Source organism: Mesorhizobium sp. P3_A8, from assembly GCF_056402995.1.
Genome location: NZ_JBFUGI010000012.1, coordinates 122,725 through 145,031, shown reverse-complemented (window position 1 = coordinate 145,031; position 22,307 = coordinate 122,725). Strand labels below are relative to the sequence as shown.

The following is a 22,307-nucleotide window of genomic DNA, read 5'->3' as shown; positions in this document are numbered from 1 at the left end:
GCGATCCTTCCCAACCCAAAAAGGGGGACTGCCCCACTTGTCTCTGTGAAGCCTCTGCTGCGAAAAAGCCCGAATCGCGTGCGCGGGTAAAAAGGGGGCGCGCGCGGAATATCAGGAGGGAGCATATTCGATGCGCTGGAACATGATGATCTTGGCCTCTTGCCTGGCAACAGCCGGCTGCGTCGGCAATTCGATGTCCGAGCGGCAGGACGCCAACATCGAGTCCTCCCTGCAATATGACACCGTGCCATGCGATCAGTTGCTGGCGCAGCGCAACGGGTTGGCGCAGCAGAACAACCTTCCGGTGACCGCGAAGCCGACCTTCTACAATCCCGCGATGGGTTTCGGCCCGTTCACGCCCGATATGCGTACCAAAGCCCAGCGCGACAGCGACAAGGCGGCAGGCGACATCGACGCCATGAACCGGTCGATCGAGCGCCGCGACTGCGGCAAGCCGGACAACCAGAAGAAGAAGTTCGCTCTGCCCAGCTGAAGATACGAAACAATCATTGGTCGCGAATTTATCGCAGGCAGCTGGCTATGTCCTCGCAAGGGCACGATCGGATGAAACTCTCGGACCTTGGAGACCGGATCTGCATCCTGGGGCCGTCCAACAGCGGCAAGTCGACCTTGGCCGACGCGATTGCCCGCAAGCGCGGCCTGGAGCCCATTCACCTCGATCTGCTTCATCATCTGCCCAACACGGACTGGGAACCGCGTCCAAAGGGCGAATTCATCGCCTTGCATGATGCTGCGATTGCCGGTGAGCACTGGGTGATGGATGGAAATTACTCGGTCGGCATGCCGCAACGCTTTCAGCGGGCGACGGGATTGATCCTGCTGGATATCTCCACACCGGCAAGTCTGCTGCGCTATTTCAGGCGAACCCTGTTCGAGAAGGCGAGGCGTGGTGCCTTGGAGGGTGGGCGCGACAGCGTCAAATGGGACATGATCCGCCATATTGCCGTGACGACGCCGAAAAACCGCCGGAGATACCAGGCGATGTTCGAAGAGCTCGACCTGCCAAAGCTGCGGCTATCCTCCGTGAGAGCAATCAAGCAATGCTTCCGGCAATGGGATCTGGCCAGGTAATCTTGGCTAATACCCCGCCTTGCGGTCCACCAGATTGTCGAGCTTTTCGCCGCGCTCGAAGGCGTCCATCTGGCGCAGCATGGTCGGCGCCAGGTGCATCGGATCGGAGGTCGCAGCGGCGTGCGGCGTCACGAACACTTTTGGATGGTTCCACAGCGGGCTGGTCTTCGGCAGCGGTTCGACCTCGAACACGTCGAGGCTCGCCTCTTTCAGCGTGCCGTCATCCAGCGCCCGCACGATGTCGGCGTCCTTCTGCAGGCGGCCGCGTCCGGCGTTGATCAGCACCGAACCGCCGAGGCCGTTGCGCTTGCGCAGCTCCTTCAGCACGCCGTAATTGATGATGCCTTGCGTGTCCGGCGTCAGCGGCAACAGCACGACAAGGATATCGGTCGCCTTGAGAAAGGGGATCAAACCGGCCTCGCCGGAATAGGTCGCGACCCCTTTCATCGGCCGGTCGTTGCGTGACCAGCCATTGACGGCGAAGCCGAGCGACAGCAGCACCGAGGCCGCGGCGCGGCCGAGATTGCCGAGCCCCATAATGCCGACGGAAATGTCGCCGGCCGGCCTCTGTGGCGGCTCGTGCCAGATCTTCTTCGGCTGTTGCTGCCGGTAGAGCAGGCCCTGGCGATGGTGATCGAGCACCCGCCAGACGACATATTCGGTCATGTACTGGGTGAGGTTGTCGGCGACGACCCTGACGATCGGCACGTCGGGCAGGCCTGGGTCGGCGAAGACATGGTCGACGCCGGCGCCGATCGAGAAGATGGCGCGCAGATTGGGCAGCAACGATAACAGGTTCGGCTTCTGCTTCCACACCACCGCATAGGTGATCGACGGATCCTTGGCGCCGTCCGGCTCCAGCACCACCTCGCGCTCGGCCGACAACAGGTCGCGCCAGCGCTGCGGATGAAAGCCGGTGACGGCAAGCAGGATACGGCCTTTTTCCATCGCGGTTCGTCTAGTCCCTCTCTACGCAAATTACTCGCTGACGATGCCGACCGGCGCTGTCTCTATCTTGAAGGCGGCCGAGATCAGTGCCCTAGTATAGTCGGTTTGCGGATTTTCAAAAATCTGCTGGGAAGGGCCGGCTTCGACAATCCTGCCATTGCGCATGACGATGACGTCGTTGGCAAGCGCCCGGATGACCTTGAGGTCATGGCTGATGAAGAGATAGGCGAGGTCGTGCTTGGCCTGCAGAGCGCGCAGGAGGTCGACGACCTGCGCCTGCACGCTCATGTCGAGCGCCGATGTCGGCTCGTCCAGCATAACGAAGCGCGGGTTGAGCACCATGGCGCGCGCGATGGCGACGCGCTGGCGCTGGCCGCCGGAAAACTCGTGCGGATAGCGGTTGCGGGTCGCCGGATCGAGGCCGACCTCCTTCAGCACGGCGGCCACCTTGTCGTCGCGTTGATCGGGCGACAGCTTCGGCTCGTGGATCTTCAGCCCTTCCTCGATGATCTCGGCAATCGACATGCGCGGGCTGAGCGAGCCGAACGGATCCTGGAACACGATCTGCAATTCGCGCCTGAGCGGCCGCATGGCGTTGAAGGTGAGCTGATTGATGTCGCGGCCGTTGAACTGGATGCTTCCGGTCGATGAGATCATGCGCGCCAGCGCCAGGCCGAGCGTCGTCTTGCCGGAGCCGGATTCGCCGACCACGCCCAGCGTCTGGCCGGCGCGCACGGTGACATCGATGCCGTCGACCGCCTTCACATGATCGACGGTGGTTCGGAAAAACCCCTTCTTGATCGGGAACCAGACCTTGATGTCCTTGCCGGTCATGACAGGCTTGGCGGCATCGTTGGCGGCCGGCGGCTTGCCCTTCGGTTCGGCCGCCAGCAAATGCCTGGTATAGGCGTGCTGCGGGTTGGCGAAGATGTCCTTGGTCGGTCCGGTCTCGACGATCTTGCCCTTGGTCATCACGCAGACCCGGTCGGCGATCTTGCGCACGATGCCGAGGTCATGGGTGATGAACAGCATCGACATGCCCTTGCGGCTTTTCAACCCCGCCAGCAGTTCGAGGATCTGTGCCTGCACGGTGACATCGAGCGCCGTCGTCGGCTCGTCGGCAATCAGGAGTTCGGGTTCGTTGGCCAGCGCCATGGCGATCATGACGCGCTGGCGCTGACCGCCGGAGAGCTGGTGCGGATAGGCGTCGAGGCGTTTTTCCGGCTCGCGGATACCCACTTCCTTGAGCAAGGCCAGCGTGCGTGCCTTGGCCGGGCGGTCGGCCATGCCTTGATGCAACTTCAGGATCTCGACAATCTGGTGCTCGATCGTGTGCAGCGGATTGAGCGAGGTCATCGGCTCCTGGAAGATCATGGTGATCTTGTTGCCGCGCACCTGCCGCAACTGCTTCTCGTTCATGGCAAGCAGGTCGGCGCCCTGGAACAGGATCTTTCCCGAAGGGTGGCTGGCCGTCGGATAGGGCAGGAGCTTCAGCACTGACAAGGCCGACACCGATTTGCCGGAGCCGGACTCGCCGACCAGTGCCACGGTCTCGCCCTTGGCGAGGTCGAAGGAAATGTGGTCGACAGCTATCGACTGGTTGCCGCCTTGGGTGAAGGCGACGCTAAGATCGCGGATAGAGAGCAGAATTTCGCTCATCTGAATGCCTTGCGCGGATCGAAGGCATCGCGCGCGGCCTCACCGATGAACACCAGCAGCGACAGCATCAGCGACACGACGACGAAGCCGGAAATACCGAGCCAGGGCGCGTTCAGGTTGCTTTGCGCCTGCTTCATGAGTTCGCCTAGCGACGGCGAGCCCGGAGGCAGGCCGAAGCCGAGATAGTCGAGCGAGGTCAGCGTCGAGATCGAACCACTGGTCAGGAACGGCAGAAAGGTCAGCGTCGCCACCATGGCGTTGGGCAACAGATGCCGGAACATGATCGTGCGGTTGGGCACGCCGAGCGCGCGCGCCGCGTTGACATATTCGAAATTGCGGGCGCGCAGGAACTCGGCCCGCACCACCCCGACCAGCGACACCCAGGAGAAGATCAGCATCAGGCCAAGCAGGATGAAGAAGCCGGGCGGCAGGATGGCGGAGACGATGAGCAGCAGATAGAGCACCGGGATCGCTGACCAGATCTCGATGACGCGCTGAAACAGAAGATCGGTCCAGCCGCCGAAATAACCCTGCATGGCGCCCGCGGCGACGCCGATCAGCGACGAGCCGGCAGTCAGGATCAGGCCGAACAGCACCGAGATCCTGAAACCGTAGATAAGCCGCGCCAGCACGTCGCGCGCCTGGTCGTCGGTGCCCAGCCAGTTCCAGTTGCCGACAATGCAGTCGGGATCGGCGGCCTTCTGCGGGTACTGGCTGCAGCGCTGGTCCGCATCATATTGCCATGACGGCTTTGCAGGAGCGGCATCGGGGATCGCATTGTTGACGGTGCGATAGGAGTAGCGGATCGGTGGCCAGATCATCCAGCCATTGGCGTTGATCTCGTCGCGGATGACCGGGTCGCGATAATCGGTCACGGCATAGAAGCCGCCGAATTTTTCCTCGGGGTAGGCGACCAGCACCGGAAACAGGATCTCGCCCTTGTAGGAGACGAGGATCGGCTTGTCGTTGGCGATCCATTCGGAAAACAGCGACAGACCGAACAGGACAAGGAAGATCCACAGCGACCAGTAGCCGCGCCGGTTGGCCTTGAAATTCTGCCAGCGCCGGCGGTTCAGCGGCGACAGCCAGGGCCGTTTGGCGCGTGTCGGCGTGTTCTCGACAACGGCTTCGGACATCAGATGTCTCTCCGCTCGAAATCGATGCGCGGATCGACCCAGGTGTACATCAGGTCGGACAGCAATCCGACGAACAGCCCAAGCAGCGAGAAGATGTAGAGATTGGCGAACACGACCGGATAATCGCGCGCCAACACCGACTTGAAGCCGAGCAGGCCAAGACCGTCGAGCGAGAAGATGTTCTCGATCAGCAGCGAGCCGGTGAAGAAGGCCGAGATGAAGGCGCCGGGAAAGCCGGCAATGACGATCAGCATGGCGTTGCGGAAGACATGGCCGTAGAGCACCTTGCGCTCCGACAGGCCCTTGGCGCGCGCCGTCACCACATATTGCTTGCGGATTTCCTCGAGGAAGGAATTCTTGGTGAGCAGCGTCGTCGTGGCAAAGGCCGACAGCACCAGCGCGGTCAGCGGCAAGGTCATGTGCCAGATATAGTCGACGATCCTGTCCGGCCAGGACAACTGGTCCCAATTGTCCGAAACGATGCCGCGCAACGGGAACCAGTCCCAGAACGAGCCGCCGGCAAACAGCACCATCAGCAGGATGCCGAACAGGAAGCCCGGTATGGCATAGCCGATGATGACGACGCCGCTGGTCCACATGTCGAACGCCGAACCATCCTTGACCGCCTTGCGGATGCCAAGCGGGATCGAGATCAGGTAGGACAGGATGGTGATCCAGATGCCGAGCGAGATCGACACCGGCATCTTTTCGAGGATCAGGTCGAGCACCGATATGTCGCGGAAATAGCTGTCGCCGAAATCGAACCGGATATAGTTCCACAGCATCATGCCGAAGCGTTCGAGCGGCGGCTTGTCGAAGCCGAACTGCTTTTCCAGCTTCTTGATGAACTCGGGGTCAAGACCCTGGGCGCCGCGGTATTTCGAACTGATATCGCCGGCCACATCGAAATTGCCACCGGTGCCGGCGTCGCCACCGCCGCCGCCGAGGCGATCGCTGCCGCCCTGGTTGGTCAGGCTGGCAATCACCTGCTCGACCGGACCGCCGGGCGCGAACTGGATCACGGCAAAGGAGATCGCCATGATGCCGAACAGCGTCGGGATCATCAGAAGGATGCGTCGCAGTATATAGGCGCCCATCAGCCCGCCAATCTTGCGCGAACGGTCATGTCAGGCTTTGCCAATTTTTGCCGCCTTGCCCTTGTCGACCCACCACAGCGCTTCGACCGGAAACTCGAAATCGGGTTTCCGCTCGGGAAAGCCGAACATGTCCCAATAGGCGCTTCGGTGATTCGCCAAGAACCAACTTGGAATCCAATCGCGCCGTGCACGCAAGACCCGGTCGAGCGCACGCATGGCAATTGTCAGGCTTTCGCGATCCTTGGCGGCGCCGGCGGCATCGACCAGGGCGTCGATGGCCGGGCTCGATGTTCCCGGCAGATTGCGTGTGCCCGACAGAGTTGCGGTTCGCGAGTGGAAAAAGGTTTCGAGGTCGTCACGGGTTGGTGTCGCCGGAAACCGGGCGGCAACCGAGATAAGATCGTAGTCGAACAAATTCTGTCGCAGCTGATACTGCGCGGCGTCGACCAGCCGGATAGAGGCATCAATGCCGACCGCCTTCATGTTTTCCACCCAGGGCGAGTAAACCTGCTCGAAGACCTCGTCATCGACAAGGAACTCTGCCGACAGTCGACCGTCCTTGTCGTTGACGACGAAATTACCGGAGCGTTTCCAGCCGGCGTCGGTCAGGAGCTTGGCCGCCTTGCCGAGCAGCTGGCGGTCGCGACCGGAGCCGTTCGACACGTCTTGTGTGACGGCTTCGCCAAAAGCCTCGGCCGGAATCTGGCCGCGTAGTGGCTCGAGCAAGGCAAGTTCCTGCGGCGACGGGACGCCCTCGGCACGAAAATCGGATTGCTCGAAGCAGGATTGCGAGCGCTCATAGGAGCCGTAAAAGAAATTGCGCTTCGTCCATTCGAAGTCGAAGCAGAGCCCGATCGCTTGCCGCACGCGCGGGTCGTGGAATTGCTCGCGCCGCTGATTGACGGCGGTGGCCTGCATGGAAGGCATCGTTTCGGCCGGGAATTCGCGCTTCACCACCTTGCCGGCAATGAAGGCGGGGAAGTCGTAGCCCGTCGCCCAGACACGCGACACGAATTCCTCCTTGTAGAGGATCTCTCCCTTCTTGAACGCTTCGAAGGCAACGTTGCGGTCCTGGTAGAACTCGACACGAATGCGCTGAAAATTGTTCTGGCCGCGATTGATCGGCAGGTCGTTGCCCCAATAGTCGGCCACACGCTCATATTCGATCCAGGCTCCTGCCGACCAGTGGCCGACCTTGTAGGCGCTTGACCCAAGCGGCGGGTTCATCTGCGAGGAATCGAACGGATTGGCCGTATAGAAAGCCTTCGACAGGATCGGGAACGCAACGACGTTGAGGATGGTGCGGGTTGTCTGCTTGCCGGAGAAGGCAAGCTTCAACGTGTGAACATCGATGGCGATAGCGTCGTTCAGATGCGTCAGCGGCAGCGAATAGTCCGGATGCCCCTTGTCCTTCAACAGCTTGAAGGTGAAGGCGGCGTCTTCGGCCGTCAGCGGCGTGCCGTCATGGAAACGCGCCTGCGGACGCAGCGAGAAGGTGAAACCGTTACGGTCGTCTGAAATCGTCACGCCGTCAGCGATCAGCCCGTAGACGGCGTCAGGCTCGTCGAGCGCTCTCACCATCAGCGAATCGAAGCACATCTCCATGCGCTGCGGCGAATCGCCTTTGGGAACGAACGAGTTCAGCGTGTTGAAGGTCAGCGGCGTCTGGTTGGCGCCCCAGTTGCGCGGCAGGAAGTTGAAGGTGCCGCCTTGCGGCGCATCGACATTGACATAGTCGAAATGGGTGAAGTCCGGCTTGTATTTGAGATCGCCGAAGGCCGACAGCCCGTGCAGTTTCACGCCGGTCGGGCTGGCGGCAAAAGCCTTGCCCGGCAGCAGCGCGGCGGCGGTTGCCGCGGCGCCGAGCGCCAGGAAGTCGCGACGTGGAAGCATCGGCTGCTGCCCCATCAATCGCTGCCCCTGTATTTGGCCGCGAGCGCCTTTTCCTTTTCGGTGTCGATCCACCAGGAATCGATATCGGCGCCGCGGTAGCTTGGCTGCTTGTCCGGAATGCCGAACTTGTTCCAGTAGGCGAGCCACACCACCGCACGGTAATATTGTGGCACGACATAGTAGTTCCACAGCAGCACCCGGTCGAGCGCATGGGTGACGGCCACGAGATCGTCGCGGTCGGTGGCGAAGATGATGCGGTCGACAAGGGCATCGACGACCGGATCCTTGATGCCGGAATAGTTGCGCGCTCCCGGTGTGTCAGCGGCCTTCGAGCTCCAGAAATCGCGTTGCTCATTACCGGGCGATTCCGATTGCTGCAGCTGGCTGGTGATGACGTCGTAATCGAAATTGTTGACGCGGTTGATGTATTGGCTCTGGTCGATGATGCGCAGCGTCGCATCGACGCCGATTTTGCGTAGATTGGCGATGTAGGTGCCGGAAAGGACCTGGTCCGTTTCACTCGAGCCGATGATCTCGAACTTGAACGGCTCGCCGGTCTTGGCGTTGACCATCTTGCCGCCCTTGATCACCCAGCCGGCCTTGGCGAACAGATCGACCGCCTGCCTCAGATATTTGCGCTCGGCTTGCGGCGTGTCATAGACCGGCAGCTTGAACTCCTGCGTGAACAGCTCGGGCGGCAGCTTGTCGCGGTATTTCTCCAGGATTTCCAGTTCCTTGCCTTGCGGCAGGCCGCTCGATGCCAGCTCCGTGCCCTGGAAGTAACTGCTGGTACGGGTGTTGAAGCCGAAGAACAGCGTCCGGTTCATCGTCTCGAAATCGTATGCATAGGTCAGTGCCTCGCGTACCAGGCGATCCTGGAACAGCGGCCGCCTCTGGTTGAGCATGAAGGCCTGCATCGGCTCCGGCGAGGTGGTCTTGAATTCCTGCTTGATCACGTCGCCGGCCTTGATCGCCGGGAAATCATAAAACGTCGCCCATTTCTTCGAGCTGTTTTCCGGCTTGATATCGTCGAGCCCCCCCTTCTTGAAGGCTTGCCAGGCAGCATTGTCGTCAAGAATGTAGGTGAAGCGCTGGGTGTCGAAATTCTCGCGCCCGATCTTCACCGGCAACTTGGCGCCCCAATAATCCGGTACGCGCTGCCAGACGATCTCCGAGCCCGGCTTGAAGCTGGCAATCTTGTAGGCTGCCGAGCCAAGCGGCGGCTCCAGCGTCCCCTTGGTGATGTCGCGTTTCTTGCCGGCAGCATCGGTGCCTTCCCACCAATGCTTGGGCAGAACGACCAGGTCGCCAAGGATCTTGGGCAGTTCGCGGTTGCCCTTTTGGCTGAAATGGAATTCGACCTCGCGGTCGGAGATCGCCACCGCCTCGGTGACGTTCTCGAAATAGCGGCTGTACATCGGGCTGTTCGCCTTCAGCATCTGGAACGACCAGATCACGTCGTCGACGGTGATCGGCTGCCCGTCATGCCATTTCGCGCGCGGGTCCAGCCGGTAGGTCGCCGAGGAATAGTCGGCCGGATATTTATAGGCGTCGGCGATCAGCGGATGGCTGACGCTGCCTTCGTCGGTCGCCTGGTCCATAAGCGTGTCGTAGAGCAGGCCGCCGCCGAACGGCTGAAAGCCGGCGGCCGGCGCGCCTTGCACGATGTAGGGATTGAAGCTGTCGAATGTCCCCTGGACGACGGAGTTGTAGTTGCCGCCCTTGGGTGCATTCGGGTTGACGTAGTCGTAGTGCTGGAAATTGTCGCCGTATTTGGACTCGCCGATCAGCGATGAGGTGGTGCGCCACTCGTCGGCCCGGGTCGTCTGCAACCCCGCTACCAGCAGGGTCGCCGCCAGCAGCGACTTGAGAAGCGTTCGGCCAACCGTCATGCACTATCCTCTTCGCCATGCGTGCCAGATCATCCAGAAGGGCAATCTAGATGATTTGCCGCGCGTGAAAACCGCCATGCGCGGCTTTGTCGCCGCATATGCATTTTTCCTAACAAAAAAGCCGGGCAGAACCCGGCTTTTTCAAGGTCGTCGCGATGATATCTGGTTATTTGGCCGGAGCCGCGGGAGCTGGTGCTGCCGGTGCGGCAGGCTTGGCCGGTGCGGCGCCGTCAGCGGGCTTGGCCGGGGCGGCTGCATCGGCCGGTTTGGCAGGCGCGCTGGCGTCAGCGGCGGCACCCGGTGCCGGCAGCGGCTTGGGATTGTCCGACAGCGTGCGCAGATAGGCGATGACGTTGGCGCGGTCCTCGTCCTTGGGCAGGCCGGCGAAGCCCATGGCCGTGCCCTTCACGAACTTCTTCGGCGAGGTGATGAAGTGGTTGATGTTGTCGTAGGTCCACTTCTCAGTACCGCCCTTGGAAAATTCCTTCATGCCGGCCGAATAGGCGAAGCCTTCATGTTCGGCGACCGGGCGGTCGACGAGGTCCCACAGATCGGGACCGACCTTGTTGGGGCCGCCCTTTTCGCCGGAATGGCAGGCCTGGCATTTCTTGAAGACGGCGGCACCTTGCTCGACATTGGCGGTCGCCAGCAGGTCGGCGATCGGCTTGGCTGGAGCAGCCGGCGTGGCAGGGCCGCCTTCGGCGGGCTCAGCGGCCTCGATGATGAAGCCGGGCTTTTCCGGGGCCGGCGAGGCAAACAGCGCGTCCGACACCAGGCCGACCGAGAAAACGACGAAAACGGTTCCAAGCAATCCGGCGAGCAGTTTGTTGACTTCGTTGGAATCCATTCGCCCCTTGCTCCCTTTTCCGGCGGACTGATCCGTCCACTCCGTCCGTCGGTATCGAGACCTGCCCTCCAGAGCCGGTCAAATCGGGCGGAAACTAGGTCTTTTGCTGCGGCGTTGCAACACCTATAAGGGCGCTGCCAGTGAGACCTTTTGCCACTTTTCCCTGTCCTCTTTTCGAACGCCTCGCCATACCGATGTCCACCTTGATCCTGATCCCGGCCCGCATGGCCTCGACCCGACTACCGGGCAAGCCGCTGGCCGACATTGCCGGCGCGCCGATGATCGTCCATGTCGCCCGCCGCGCGGCCGAAGCCGGCCTCGGCCGGGTGGTGGTGGCAACCGACACGCAAAGCGTCGCCGAAGCGGTGCGCGCGCATGGGTTCGAGGCGGTGATGACGCGCGTTGACCACGAGTCCGGCTCCGACCGCATCCACGAGGCGCTGCTCGCGCTCGATCCCGGGCACGAGGTCGAAACGATCGTCAATGTCCAGGGTGACCTTCCGACCATCGATCCCGGCATCATCGCCGCCTCGCTCAGGCCGTTCGAGGACGCAGCGGTGGATATCGCCACGCTCGGCGTCGAGATCGTCCGCGACGAGGAAAAGACCAATTCCAATGTCGTCAAGATCGTCGGTTCGCCGCTGTCGGCGACGCGGCTGCGGGCCCTCTATTTCACCCGCGCCACGGCACCTTGGGGCGAGGGGCCGCTCTATCACCATGTCGGCCTCTACGCCTATCGTCGCTCGGCACTCGAGCGTTTCGTCGCGCTGAAGCCGTCGCCGCTAGAGCGCCGCGAGCGGCTGGAGCAGTTGCGGGCGCTGGAAGCCGGCATGCGTATCGACGCCGAGATCGTCCAGTCGCTGCCGCTTGGCGTCGACACGCCGGAAGACCTTGAGCGCGCCCGAACCATCCTTTCAAACTGAGCAATCCCTTCGCCCCCTTGAATCGAGACCCGGCCATGCCTGAAAAGACCAACAGAATATCCTTCCAGGGCGAGCCGGGCGCCAATTCCGACACCGCCAGCCGCAACATGTTCCCGTCGATGGAGCCGTTGCCGTGCCCGACCTTCGAGGATGCCTTCAACGCGGTCGAGACCAACAAGGCCGACCTCGCCATGATCCCGATCGAGAACACGATCGCCGGGCGCGTCGCCGACATCCATCATCTGTTGCCGGAATCGAAGCTCCACATCGTCGGCGAGTATTTCCTGCCGATCCACTTCCAGCTGATGGTGCTGCCGGGCGTCAAACGCGAGGAGATCAAGACCGTCCACAGCCACATCCATGCGCTCGGGCAGTGCCGCAAATACATCCGCAAGAATGGCTGGAAGCCGGTGATTGCCGGCGACACAGCGGGCTCTGCGAAGCTGGTGTCGGAGCTCAAGGACCGCACCATGGCCTCGCTCGCCCCGGCGCTCGCCGCCGAACTCTACGGGCTCGACATCATCGAGAGGAATGTCGAGGACACCGATAGCAACGTCACCCGCTTCGTCGTCCTGACCAAGGACAAGCGATTGGCCGAACGGCCCTCGGCCGACATCAAGATGATGACGACCTTCATGTTCCGCGTCCGCAACGTGCCGGCCGCGCTCTACAAGGCCATGGGCGGCTTCGCCACCAACGGCATCAACATGACCAAGCTGGAGAGCTACCAGCTCGGCGCCTTCACGGCGACGCTGTTTTACGCCGACATCGAAGGCCATCCCGATGATCCGCTGGTCAAGCTGGCGCTGGAGGAACTGCGCTTCTTCTCCCGCGAGGTGCGGATTTTGGGCGTCTATCCGGCCAGCGAGTCGCGTGAGCAGTGGAAGGTCGCGGATTAGCTCCTATTGAGCATGATCTCTTCCGAAAACCGGTTTCCACTTTTCGGGATCATGCTCTAAACCACCGAGCCCAGCGGCACGTAATCGATCTCGAGAAATTTCTCGACTTCCGGCACCCAGCGGTCGCGCACGAAGGCGACGTGGTCGGGGTGGTCGTTGTACCTGGTGTAGGCCGCCTGGTCGGCGAACTCCATCGAGAAGCCGAACTGATAGTCGTTCTTGGGGCTGATCTGCCGCAGCTGTTCGAAATGCGTGACGCCGCGTATCGCCGAGAGGATTTTCTTGGCATCGACCAAGAACCGCTTTTCGTCCAGTGAGTGCGGTGCATGTTTCAGCGTGAAGACGACGGTGTGACGGATCATTTGTCTCTCCTGCAATGTCTTTCGGTATTGGTTATTCGCTGTCGACCCAGGCGCGGATGAGGTGATGCGCGATTGCCCCTTTGGGCGGTGTGACCAGATTGTCGGGATGCTCCCGCGCCAGCATCAGCCGGACCTCGTCGCGGCCAAACCAGCGGCAATCCTCCAGCTCGTTGAGGTCGGCCTGGATGTCTTCATTGAGCGGCTCGCCGAAGCAGCCGATCATCAGCGAATAGGGAAACGGCCAGGGCTGGCTGGCGTGGTAGACGACGCGGCCCAGCCGGATGCCGGCCTCCTCCAGCGTTTCGCGGCGCACCGCCGCCTCGATCGTCTCGCCCGGCTCGATGAAGCCGGCAAGTGCGGAATACATGCCCGGCGCGAAGTGTCGGCCGCGGCCGAGCAGGCATTTCTCCCGCGTCGCCGTCAGCATGATCGCCACCGGGTCGGTGCGCGGGAAATGCTCGGTGCCGCAATTCGGGCAGTGCCGCTTGTAGCCGCCGGCCCGCATCTGCGATTCGGTGCCGCATTTGCTGCAGAAACGGTGGCTGGCATGCCAGGCGAGCAAGGCGGCCCCTTGCGCCATCGCGCCGGCCGCCGCCTCGTCGACCAGCCCTTGCATATAGACCGATCGGTAGTCGATCGCCTTGACGGTCTCCGGCAGCTGTTCGGCCTCGATTCCGACTGGCATCGCCAGCACCGGCCCCTGTTCGGAAAAGCCGAGCAGGACACCCCCGGCGAAGGAAGGCTTGAAGGGCTCGCTCTCGGCGGTGCCGAACCAGGGATCGAGGCCGCCACCCCCGTCGAGCTTCAGGTGGAGCCGGCCGCCATTCATCAACAGCAGCCGCGTCGTCGGATCGGCCAGCGCCTTCTCGACCGAATCGTCGGCGCGGTTCTCGGATTGCCGGTCGATCGTGTTGCCGGCAAAGCCGACGGACTGGCTCGGCTCGCGCAGGGGCGCGTCAAAAAGGCTGAAGCTCATGCGGACTCTGATGCTCTGGGATGGACATGTCTGGGGATGAACATGTTTTTAAGATGGATACTGGGGAAGGCTTATAGCGCCGCCCTTATCGTTTCGGCAAACCGGCGCAGGTCGGAACCCTGATAGGGTTCGCGCAGGCCATGCCCCCATACCGGGCCGGGCCAGCCGGGATCGCCTTCGGACCGGGCGATGATGTGGATATGCAATTGGCGCACGATATTGCCGAGCGCGCCGGTGTTGATCTTGGTGCAACCGCTCACTTTCTTCAGCGCCTGCGCCACCATATTGGTCTCGAAGGTCAGCATCGCCTGGTCGAGCGGCGTCATGTCGTGGATTTCTTCCGCGCCCGGCCGCTGCGGCACCAGGAGCAGCCACGGCCAGCGGCGATCGTTCATCACCCGCAATTCGCAGAGCCCAAGCCACATCAACTGCTCGCTGTCCGCCTCCAGCCGGGCATCCAGCGTAAATCCGGCCTTCAGGCCCGGCAGCATCGGCGTTTCCCTTGCTTTTCTTGGTTTCTTAAAACGCATGAACGCTAGAGCGCTGGCACGGGGGCTGCAAGCGAATCATTGTTGCTCTCATGGTTTGGTGCGCCAAATCGCCTGCGCACTTGCATTTCATCGCGCAATTGCCGATATGGACAGCGGGAGGTTGGTGGTGGACGATCCACTCGCCAACCGGGTCAGGTCCGGAAGGAAGCAGCCCTAACGAGCCCGGAACGGGTCATTGTTCCAGCCTCCCACCTCATCGGCCCTCCTCGCGACATTGACGACGCATTGCAGCGCGGGCGAGACTATGCGCAGGAATCGGCGCCTTTGGGCGCGGCCTTTTGGAGCTTAACGGGCGAATGAGCGAAGCCGGAAATTCGGGGCCAAAAAGCCTGGAGCCAAAAAGCCCGGAAAATGGAAAGGCCGCTGCCTACCGCGTGCTGGCGCGCAAATACCGTCCGTCGAATTTTTCCGAGCTGGTCGGCCAGGAGCCGATGGTGCGCACCCTCACCAATGCCTTTGCCACCGGCCGCATCGCCCAGGCCTGGATGCTGACCGGCGTTCGCGGCGTCGGCAAGACCACCACCGCGCGCATCCTGGCGCGGGCGCTGAACTACAGGAACGCGACCGTCGACCAGCCCTCGGTCGACCTCGCCGTGCTCGGCGAGCATTGCCAGGCGATCATGGAAGGCCGCCATGTCGACGTCATCGAGATGGACGCTGCCTCGCATACCGGCATCGACGACATCAGGGACATCATCGAGCGCGTGCGCTACGCGCCGGTCTCGGCCCGCTACAAGGTTTACATCATCGACGAAGTGCACATGCTGTCGACACAGGCCTTCAACGGCCTGCTGAAAACGCTGGAGGAGCCGCCTCCGCACGTGAAATTCATCTTCGCCACCACCGAAATCCGCAAGGTTCCGATCACCGTCCTGTCGCGCTGCCAGCGTTTTGACCTGAGGCGCATCGATGCCGGCGCGCTGGTCGCGCATCTTTCCTCGATCGCCGGCCAGGAAGGCATTTCGGTCGACGACGACGCGCTGGCGATGATCGCGCGCGCGGCGGAAGGCTCCGCCCGCGATTCGCTCTCCATCCTCGACCAGGCGATCGCGCACGGCGCCGGCTCCGTCAGCGCCGAAGCGGTGCGGGCCATGCTGGGTCTGGCCGACCGCGCCCGCATCGTCGACCTGTTCGAACATGTGATGAAGGGCGATGTGGCGGCGGCCCTGGCGGAATTCCGCACTCAATACGACACCGGCGCCGATCCGGCCGCGGTGCTGACCGATCTTGCCGAGTTCAACCACCTCGTCACCCGGCTGCGTTTCGTGCCGACCGCCATGGACGACGCTTCGCTGTCGCAGGACGAGCGCGAGCGCGGCGCCGATTTTGCCAGGGCGCTGTCGGTCAGGGTGCTGTCGCGAACCTGGCAGATGCTGCTCAAGGGCATTCCCGAGGTACAGTCCTCCAACCGGCCGGTGAGTGCCGCCGAGATGGTGCTGATCCGGCTGGCGCATGCCGCCGACCTGCCGACGCTGGACGAGGCGTTGCGGTCGCTCGATGGGGCCGCGCCGGCACAAAATGGCGCATCGCGCCCGAATGGCGCGCCCGCGGGTTCCGGCAACGGCAATGGCGGTGGGGCCAGCGCGGTGGCGCAGACGCGCATGCCATCCGGGTCCGGTGGCGCGCAGACCATGCGGCTGGTCGAGGCCACGCCAGCGCCGGTCGCCTTCGTCGCCCCGCCCGCGCCGGTGTCCGAGCCGCAGCAGGTGCCGGTCAGGTCGCTGGCCGATATCGTTGCGCTTGCCGACGCGCAGCGCGACATCGCCTTCAAGGTGCTGGTCAAGCGCTGCATCCGTCCCGTGCGCTTCGAGCCCGGCCGTATCGATGTCAGCCTGACCGACGATGCGCCGAAGCTGCTGCTCAACGAGCTGACGACGAAACTGCGCGCCTGGACCGGCCGCAACTGGCTGGTGTCGCTGTCGAAGGAAGATGGCGGCCAGACGCTGGCTGAAATGGAATCGACCAAGCGCGAAAACGCCTTCCTCGATGCCAAGAGCGATCCGACGGTTGCCGCCTTCCTGGCGCGCTTTCCCGGTGCCAAGATCATCGACGTGCGCATCCCAGACGCGCCGGAGGCGGAAACGGCCGAGGCAGAAGTGCCGGTCGAGCCGCCGGCGGATGACGACGAGACCTGACAAACCAAGAACCTCTGACAAACCAAAAACCAAGGATCGGACCATGAAAGATCTTCTCGGCCTGATGGGCAAGGCGAAGGAAATGCAGGCCAAGTTTCAGGCCATGCAGGATGAGATCGCCACGCTGGAAGCATCCGGCCAGGCTGGTGGCGGCCTGGTCAACGTCACCTTGACCGGAAAGTTCGAGATGAAGTCGCTGAAGATCGACCCGTCTCTGTTCAAGGAGGACGATGTCGAGATCCTCGAGGATTTGATCCTCGCCGCCCACAATGACGCCAAGGTGAAGGTCGAGCAGATCATGCAGGAGAAGACCAAGGCGCTGACCGCCGGCCTGCCGATCCCGCCGGGAATGAAACTGCCTTTCTAACCTTCAGCGGCGGTGCGTCCATGACCGAAGAGCCGTCCGAAAGACTGATCGAGCAGCGTATCCGCAACAGGATCTATGAGATTCTGGAAATCCTCGCCGATTGCGATGCCGGCGTCGATCTCGTCGGCATCAAGGGCTACTTCTACCTGTTCGAGGATTTCGTGCACCGCCCGTCGATCGAGGCCGGCACATCGGCGCTTTCGAAGGATGAGCGCGCGGTCGTGCTGGAAATCGCCGAATTCCTCGAGGCGGCCTCCGAAACAAATCCCGATTTCACCAAGGCCGAATTCATCGACAGCGACTGGCCGGGAAAGATCGCGCCGGCGGCGAGGGATGCGCGGGCCTTGTTCCTCAGGCGCGGCCTGTTTTCGGAGAAAGTCGAGGAACTCGAGCCGGGCCAGTCGGCCGTGATTGCGGCCGGGCGGTAGCGATTCCAGGAAAAACGTGACGCGGGTTTCCGTTTTCAATTGCGGCGAAACCAAGAGAGAGTGGTCATCGCTTTTGTGAAATGACGGCTCGATCTATCTGGAAAGCCTCGAAATTGTGCCTTTTAGGCAACAGTATGTGGTTAATAACGTTTTGGCCATCATTTTGCCTGAAAGTGTCTCATTCTTGCCGCAGCCTGGGGGCGGGCATCGAAGTGAGAGGGTAACCTGTTGATTGTTACGCGATGGAAGGCGCCGCTGTTGCTCGGCGTCATCACGTCTCCCCTGTTCCTGGCCGCCTGCAGCCAGACCACTTCGCATGGCATGTCTGTTGCCAGCCTGACCGATGCCATCACGCCGAATTTCCTGAGCCGGCCCTTCAGCCACACGCCGAAGGACAGGGAGTGCCTGGAAAGGGCGATGTTCTTCGAATCCAACCGCTCGAGCCGCGACGGCATGATCGCGGTGGGCACGGTGGTGATGAACCGCTTGCGCTCCGGCAACCACGGCAGCACCATCTGTGACGTGGTGGGTGAACCGGGGCAGTTCGCGCCGGGCGTCATGACCAGGTCGATGAATTCGCGCGCTATGCCTGATGTCGAGGAAGCGGCCGATGCCGTGCTCAAGGGCGAGCGCAAGGCCAAGCTGAAGAACACGATGTATTTCCACACCGCCGGCCTGCATTTCCCTTACAAGAACATGCACTACACCATGGTTGCCGGCGGCAACGCCTTCTACGAGAAGCGCGGCCGCAACTGGCAGCCGCTGCCCGACGAGCCAATGATTGCCTCGGCGGCGCCCGAAATGGTCAAGCCGGCGGCACCGGTGACGATGGTTGCCTCGGCGGAGCCGGTGCGTCCGGCCAAAGCCTCCCGCACCGCTCCGGCACAACAGGTCTTTATGACCGCCTCTGTGGAACCGGCCCGTCAGCCCAAGACCAAGATCGCCCCTGCCCAGCAGACCTATGTGACCGCGGCCGCGGCGCCGACGGCAAAGTCGGCGCGCGTAACCGGGAAGCAGACGATGGTCGCCATGCAGGAGCCGATGGAAGAACCGGATGCCGCCCGTTTTGGCGGAACCTTGAACACCCGCGTCATCTCATCGGTTCAGGGTGAGCCGCAAGAGGCGGCGATGGGCTTCCAGTCGACGCCTGAGAACACCGACGCCATTGGCGCGATGATCGTCAGCCAGGGGCGGCCGCTCGAAGCCAATTGATCTGTTCCCATGATCCGCCATGGCAGCATGGTGGGTCGTGCTGGACGGGAACTGTTCCAAAGCGCTCCGAAAAATCCTAGATCAAGGCGATGTCCAAGCGAATCGCCGGTCCCGAGATCGAACGCCTGATCCAGCTGCTGGCCAAGGTGCCGGGGCTTGGGCCCCGTTCGGCCAGACGCGCCGCCCTTCATCTTATCAAGAAGAAGGAGCAGCTGCTGTCGCCGCTTGCCGCCGCCATGGGCGAGGCCGCCGACAAGGTTCGTATTTGCACGACCTGCGGCAATGTCGATACATCCGACCCCTGCATGATCTGCACGGACCCGCGCCGCGACGCTGCCACCCTTATCGTCGTCGAGGACGTCTCCGATCTCTGGGCGCTGGAGCGAGCGGCGGCGATGAACGTGCGCTATCATGTGCTCGGCGGCACGCTGTCGCCGCTCGACGGCATCGGCCCCGACCAGCTCAACATCCGCTCGCTGATCGACCGCGTCGCCGGCGGCGAGGTCAAGGAGATCATCATCGCTGTCAACGCCACGGTCGAGGGCCAGACCACCGCGCATTACCTCACCGACCAGTTGTCGGGCTTCGACATCAAGGTGACAAGGCTGGCGCACGGCGTGCCGGTCGGCGGTGAGCTCGACTATCTCGACGAGGGCACGCTGGCCGCGGCACTGCGCGCGCGGACGGCGTTTTGACAAGATTGGCGGAGAGGGTGCGGATCATGAGTGTTGCGCGTCCTTTCAGATTGGCACTGCTTTCCTTTTTTACAGTCATTCTTGCCGTCGTGCTCGCCGCCCCCGCCTCCGCTGCCAAGATCGACGATCAGTTCCGCACCTGGCTGCAGAATGACCTCTGGCCGGAGGCCAAGGCGAATGGCATATCCAAGCAGACTTTTGATGCCGCCTTCGACGGCATAAAACCCAACCTGAAGCTACCCGACCTCGTCATGCCCGGCGAGAAGCCGAAGACGCCGCAGAAGCAGCATCAGGCCGAGTTCGGCTCGCCCGGCGCCTATTTCGCCGAGAAGACGGTTCGTGCGGTGACATCAGGCGGACGCACGCGTGAAACCAGCAACGCAAAGACACTGGCCGCAATCGAAAAGCGCTATGGCGTGCCCGGCGAGATCGTTCTGGCGATCTGGGGCCGCGAAACCGGCTTCGGCGCGGCGAAGATGCCTTATGACGCCTTTGAAGTGCTGGGCACCAAGGCGTTCATGTCGACCAAGAAGGATTTCTTCCGCACCGAGCTGCTTGCCGCGCTGGAAATCGTCCAGCGCGGACTGGCGCCGGTCGGCGCGATGAAATCGTCCTGGGCCGGCGCGCTCGGCCAGCCGCAATTCATGCCGACCTCCTTCCTCAAGCATGCCGTGGATTTCGATGGCGACGGCCGCGTCGACATTTGGAACTCGACGCCTGACGTGCTCGCCTCGATCGCCAACTATCTCGTCCACTATGGCTGGGTGAGGGGCCGTGGCTGGGGCTTCGAGGTGACCGTGCCCGACAGCGTCTCCTGCTCGCTGGAAGGCCCTGATCAAGGCAAGAAGATCTCCGAGTGGGCGGCGATGGGTATCAAGCGCGTCGGCGGAAAAGCATTTCCGGCGAGTGAGATGAAGGCCGAAGGCTTCCTGCTGATGCCTGCCGGCCGCAGTGGTCCAGCTTTCATCGCCACCCCCAATTTCTACGTGCTGAAGGAATACAACACCAGCGACCTCTACGCGCTGTTCATCGGCCATGGCGCCGACCGCATTGCGCATGGCGATCAGAATTTTTCCGGCAGCTGGGGCCCGGTCGGCGATCTCCACCGTTCCGACATTGCCGCCCTGCAACGGGCGCTGGAAGCCAAGGGCTATGATGTCGGCAGCGCCGACGGCCTGCCCGGCTTCAAGACCCGCCGCTCGATCGGCAAATGGCAGACAAAGAACGGCCAGGCCGCGACCTGCTTTCCCGACGCCGGCCTGGTCGCCGCACTGAAATAGCTTAAAAATTAGCAGATTTTTCTCATTCCGCTGCCCCGATTGGCTGGCCTGTGTGTCGACACACCGCCCGTCTTTCTGGCCCAATGAGCCGTCGCATAAATGCTCGTTGCCGGCCACGAGGTCGCCGGATATGGTGTTGACCAACTGGACAAAAACCGCAACGGTAAGAGGTCGGACGGTCGTCTTCAGGCCCGAAAAGAATTCCGCAACCCTGAGCCGGGAACTCAGGTTCAACAAACAACAAAACAGGGAACAATCACCATGATGATGGAAAAGTTTGCTCTACGCTCACGCATCCTGCTTGCGGGTGCCGCCATGTCCGCGCTGCTTCTGGCCGGAGCGCCGGCTGGCGCGGTCACGCCTGCCGACACGCTGGTCGAAGGCTTCGCGATCGACGATATCATCTCCATGGATCCGGGTGAGGCGTTCGAACTGTCGACCGCCGAAGTCACCGGCAACACCTATGATCTGCTTGTCCGCCTCGACCTCAGCGACACCTCCAAGGTCAAGCCGGATCTCGCCGCGAGCTGGACCGTTTCTGATGACGGCCTGACCTATACATTCAAGCTCAAGCCGGGCCTCAAATTCGCCTCGGGCAACCCGATCACCGCGGCCGATGTCGCCTATTCGTTCGAGCGGGCCGTCAAGCTGGACAAGAGCCCGGCCTTCATCATCGGCCAGTTCGGCATCAGCGGCGACAACGTCGCCGAAAAGGCCAAGGCCGTCGACGACTCGACCTTCCAGTTCACCGTCGACAAGGCCTATGCGCCGAGCTTCGTGCTGAACTGTCTCTCGGCAACGGTCGCCTCGGTGGTCGACGCCAAGCTGGTCAAGGAACACGTCGCGGCGGTGACGCCGAGCGCCGACTACAAATGGGATAATGATTTCGGCAATGCCTGGCTGAAGACCGGCTATGCCGGCTCCGGCGTCTACAAGCTACGTGAATGGCGCGCAAACGAAGCCGTGGTCATGGAGCGCAACGACAACTATTACGGCGAGAAGGCCAAGCTCGCCCGCGTCATCTACCGCAACATGAAGGAAAGCTCGGGCCAGCGCCTGGCGCTCGAAGCCGGCGACATCGACGTTGCCCGCAACCTCGAGCCGAACGATCTCGACGCCATTGCCAAGAACGCCGACCTCACCACCACCAGCGCGCCGAAGGGCACGGTCTACTACATCAGCCTCAACCAGAAGAACCCGAACCTCGCCAAGCCCGAGGTACGCCAGGCCTTCAAATATCTGGTCGACTACGATGCTTTGAGCACGACCATCCTCAAGGGCATCGGTGAAATCCACCAGTCCTTCCTGCCCAAGGGCGACCTCGGCACCGTGGACGATAACCCGTTCAAGCTCGATGTCGCCAAGGCCAAGGAACTGCTGGCCAAGGCCGGCCTGCCGGACGGCTTCAGCGTCACCATGGACGTGCGAACGGGACAGCCGACGACAGGCATGGCGGAATCGATCCAGCAGACGCTGGGTCAGGCTGGCATCAAGCTGGAGATCATCCCGGGTGACGGCAAGCAGACGCTGACCAAATACCGCGCCCGCAATCACGACATCTATATCGGCAATTGGGGCCAGGATTATTTCGATCCGAACTCCAATGCCCAGACCTTTGCGTCGAACCCCGACAATTCGGATGCCGGCAAGTCGCACACGCTCGCCTGGCGCAATAGCTGGGACATTCCGGACCTGACCAAGGAAACGGAAGCGGCCCTGCTGGAGAAGGATTCTGGCAAACGCGCCGACATGTACAAGGATCTGCAGAAGAAGATCCTCGACACCAGCCCCTTCGTCATCATTCACCAGCAGCTGGAAGTGGTTGGCCTGCGCAAGAACCTCAAGGGCCTCGTGCTCGGCCCGAGTTTCGACACCAATTTCGTCGGGTCGGTCTCCAAGGAATAATGCCGACGGA

21 protein-coding genes and 1 other RNA gene are annotated in these 22,307 nt (G+C 62.3%); 12 read left to right on the top strand and 10 right to left on the bottom strand.

Going from position 1 to position 22,307, the window contains the following annotated elements:
* Positions 1-130 precede the first annotated feature (130 nt).
* Both AC1DX4_RS26220 and AC1DX4_RS26215 read left to right on the top strand, forming a co-directional pair.
* Positions 131-493 (top strand): hypothetical protein, encoded by a 363-nt coding sequence (locus tag AC1DX4_RS26220; protein WP_477223068.1) that lies wholly within the window; start codon positions 131-133, stop codon positions 491-493.
* Positions 494-564: 71 nt separating this feature from the next.
* Positions 565-1,092 carry a P-loop NTPase family protein gene (locus AC1DX4_RS26215; protein ID WP_477223067.1) on the top strand — a complete coding sequence of 176 codons (528 nt, stop codon included), beginning with the start codon at positions 565-567 and terminating at the stop codon, positions 1,090-1,092.
* Positions 1,093-1,098: 6 nt separating this feature from the next.
* Here AC1DX4_RS26215 and AC1DX4_RS26210 read toward each other — a convergent pair whose 3' ends face one another.
* From AC1DX4_RS26210 to AC1DX4_RS26180, 7 genes are all read right to left on the bottom strand, one after another.
* Complete coding sequence (locus tag AC1DX4_RS26210; protein ID WP_477223066.1) at positions 1,099-2,040, bottom strand: 2-hydroxyacid dehydrogenase; 942 nt, start codon at positions 2,038-2,040, stop codon at positions 1,099-1,101.
* 30 nt (positions 2,041-2,070) lie between these two features.
* Complete coding sequence (locus AC1DX4_RS26205) at positions 2,071-3,699, bottom strand: ABC transporter ATP-binding protein (RefSeq protein ID WP_477223065.1); 1,629 nt, start codon at positions 3,697-3,699, stop codon at positions 2,071-2,073.
* Positions 3,696-4,835, bottom strand: coding sequence for an ABC transporter permease (locus tag AC1DX4_RS26200; RefSeq protein WP_477223064.1), 1,140 nt, complete (start codon positions 4,833-4,835; stop codon positions 3,696-3,698). Before AC1DX4_RS26200 ends, AC1DX4_RS26205 begins: the two co-directional genes overlap by 4 nt.
* A complete protein-coding gene (locus AC1DX4_RS26195) occupies positions 4,835-5,932 on the bottom strand; it encodes a microcin C ABC transporter permease YejB (protein ID WP_475453724.1) in 1,098 nt (365 codons plus the stop codon). Before AC1DX4_RS26195 ends, AC1DX4_RS26200 begins: the two co-directional genes overlap by 1 nt.
* A gap of 30 nt (positions 5,933-5,962) precedes the next feature.
* Positions 5,963-7,825 (bottom strand): extracellular solute-binding protein, encoded by a 1,863-nt coding sequence (locus tag AC1DX4_RS26190; RefSeq protein ID WP_477223063.1) that lies wholly within the window; start codon positions 7,823-7,825, stop codon positions 5,963-5,965.
* Positions 7,826-7,839: 14 nt separating this feature from the next.
* Positions 7,840-9,717: an extracellular solute-binding protein gene (locus tag AC1DX4_RS26185; protein ID WP_477223062.1), complete on the bottom strand. Its 1,878-nt coding sequence runs from the start codon at positions 9,715-9,717 to the stop codon at positions 7,840-7,842.
* Positions 9,718-9,883: 166 nt separating this feature from the next.
* Positions 9,884-10,564 (bottom strand): c-type cytochrome, encoded by a 681-nt coding sequence (locus AC1DX4_RS26180; protein WP_477223061.1) that lies wholly within the window; start codon positions 10,562-10,564, stop codon positions 9,884-9,886.
* A gap of 194 nt (positions 10,565-10,758) precedes the next feature.
* On the opposite strand from AC1DX4_RS26180, the gene AC1DX4_RS26175 reads away from it, so the two are divergent.
* Both AC1DX4_RS26175 and AC1DX4_RS26170 read left to right on the top strand, forming a co-directional pair.
* Complete coding sequence (locus AC1DX4_RS26175; protein WP_477223060.1) at positions 10,759-11,487, top strand: 3-deoxy-manno-octulosonate cytidylyltransferase; 729 nt, start codon at positions 10,759-10,761, stop codon at positions 11,485-11,487.
* A 35-nt stretch (positions 11,488-11,522) separates the two neighbouring features.
* The gene (locus AC1DX4_RS26170) at positions 11,523-12,386 is read left to right on the top strand and encodes a prephenate dehydratase (RefSeq protein ID WP_477223059.1); all 864 of its coding nucleotides are present in this window, start codon (positions 11,523-11,525) and stop codon (positions 12,384-12,386) included.
* 56 nt (positions 12,387-12,442) lie between these two features.
* Here the strand turns inward: AC1DX4_RS26170 and AC1DX4_RS26165 are convergent, their stop codons facing one another.
* The 3 genes from AC1DX4_RS26165 to AC1DX4_RS26155 all read right to left on the bottom strand — a co-directional run bounded on the left by AC1DX4_RS26165 (position 12,443) and on the right by AC1DX4_RS26155 (position 14,215).
* A complete protein-coding gene (locus tag AC1DX4_RS26165; RefSeq protein WP_258585983.1) occupies positions 12,443-12,748 on the bottom strand; it encodes a Dabb family protein in 306 nt (101 codons plus the stop codon).
* A 31-nt stretch (positions 12,749-12,779) separates the two neighbouring features.
* Positions 12,780-13,724 (bottom strand): NAD(+) diphosphatase, encoded by a 945-nt coding sequence (gene nudC / locus AC1DX4_RS26160; RefSeq protein ID WP_477223058.1) that lies wholly within the window; start codon positions 13,722-13,724, stop codon positions 12,780-12,782.
* Between the two features lie 71 nt (positions 13,725-13,795).
* Complete coding sequence (locus AC1DX4_RS26155) at positions 13,796-14,215, bottom strand: HIT domain-containing protein (RefSeq protein ID WP_477223057.1); 420 nt, start codon at positions 14,213-14,215, stop codon at positions 13,796-13,798.
* A gap of 155 nt (positions 14,216-14,370) precedes the next feature.
* Between AC1DX4_RS26155 and ffs the strand changes: the two genes are divergently transcribed.
* The 8 genes from ffs (at position 14,371) to AC1DX4_RS26115 (ending at position 22,297) form a co-directional block, all read left to right on the top strand.
* An RNA gene (ffs, locus tag AC1DX4_RS26150) (signal recognition particle sRNA small type) lies at positions 14,371-14,467 on the top strand.
* Positions 14,468-14,571: 104 nt separating this feature from the next.
* Complete coding sequence (locus AC1DX4_RS26145; RefSeq protein ID WP_477223056.1) at positions 14,572-16,410, top strand: DNA polymerase III subunit gamma/tau; 1,839 nt, start codon at positions 14,572-14,574, stop codon at positions 16,408-16,410.
* Positions 16,411-16,453: 43 nt separating this feature from the next.
* A complete protein-coding gene (locus AC1DX4_RS26140; protein ID WP_027043571.1) occupies positions 16,454-16,777 on the top strand; it encodes a YbaB/EbfC family nucleoid-associated protein in 324 nt (107 codons plus the stop codon).
* Positions 16,778-16,797: 20 nt separating this feature from the next.
* Positions 16,798-17,205 carry a hypothetical protein gene (locus tag AC1DX4_RS26135; RefSeq protein ID WP_477223055.1) on the top strand — a complete coding sequence of 136 codons (408 nt, stop codon included), beginning with the start codon at positions 16,798-16,800 and terminating at the stop codon, positions 17,203-17,205.
* A gap of 228 nt (positions 17,206-17,433) precedes the next feature.
* On the top strand, positions 17,434-18,417 hold the full coding sequence (locus AC1DX4_RS26130) for a cell wall hydrolase (protein WP_477223054.1): 984 nt from the start codon (positions 17,434-17,436) through the stop codon (positions 18,415-18,417).
* 89 nt (positions 18,418-18,506) lie between these two features.
* Positions 18,507-19,112 (top strand): recombination mediator RecR, encoded by a 606-nt coding sequence (recR, locus tag AC1DX4_RS26125; protein WP_475453706.1) that lies wholly within the window; start codon positions 18,507-18,509, stop codon positions 19,110-19,112.
* Positions 19,113-19,138: 26 nt separating this feature from the next.
* Positions 19,139-20,392 carry a lytic murein transglycosylase gene (locus AC1DX4_RS26120; protein ID WP_477223053.1) on the top strand — a complete coding sequence of 418 codons (1,254 nt, stop codon included), beginning with the start codon at positions 19,139-19,141 and terminating at the stop codon, positions 20,390-20,392.
* Between the two features lie 261 nt (positions 20,393-20,653).
* Complete coding sequence (locus AC1DX4_RS26115; RefSeq protein ID WP_477223052.1) at positions 20,654-22,297, top strand: ABC transporter substrate-binding protein; 1,644 nt, start codon at positions 20,654-20,656, stop codon at positions 22,295-22,297.
* The last annotated feature ends 10 nt before the right edge of the window (positions 22,298-22,307 follow it).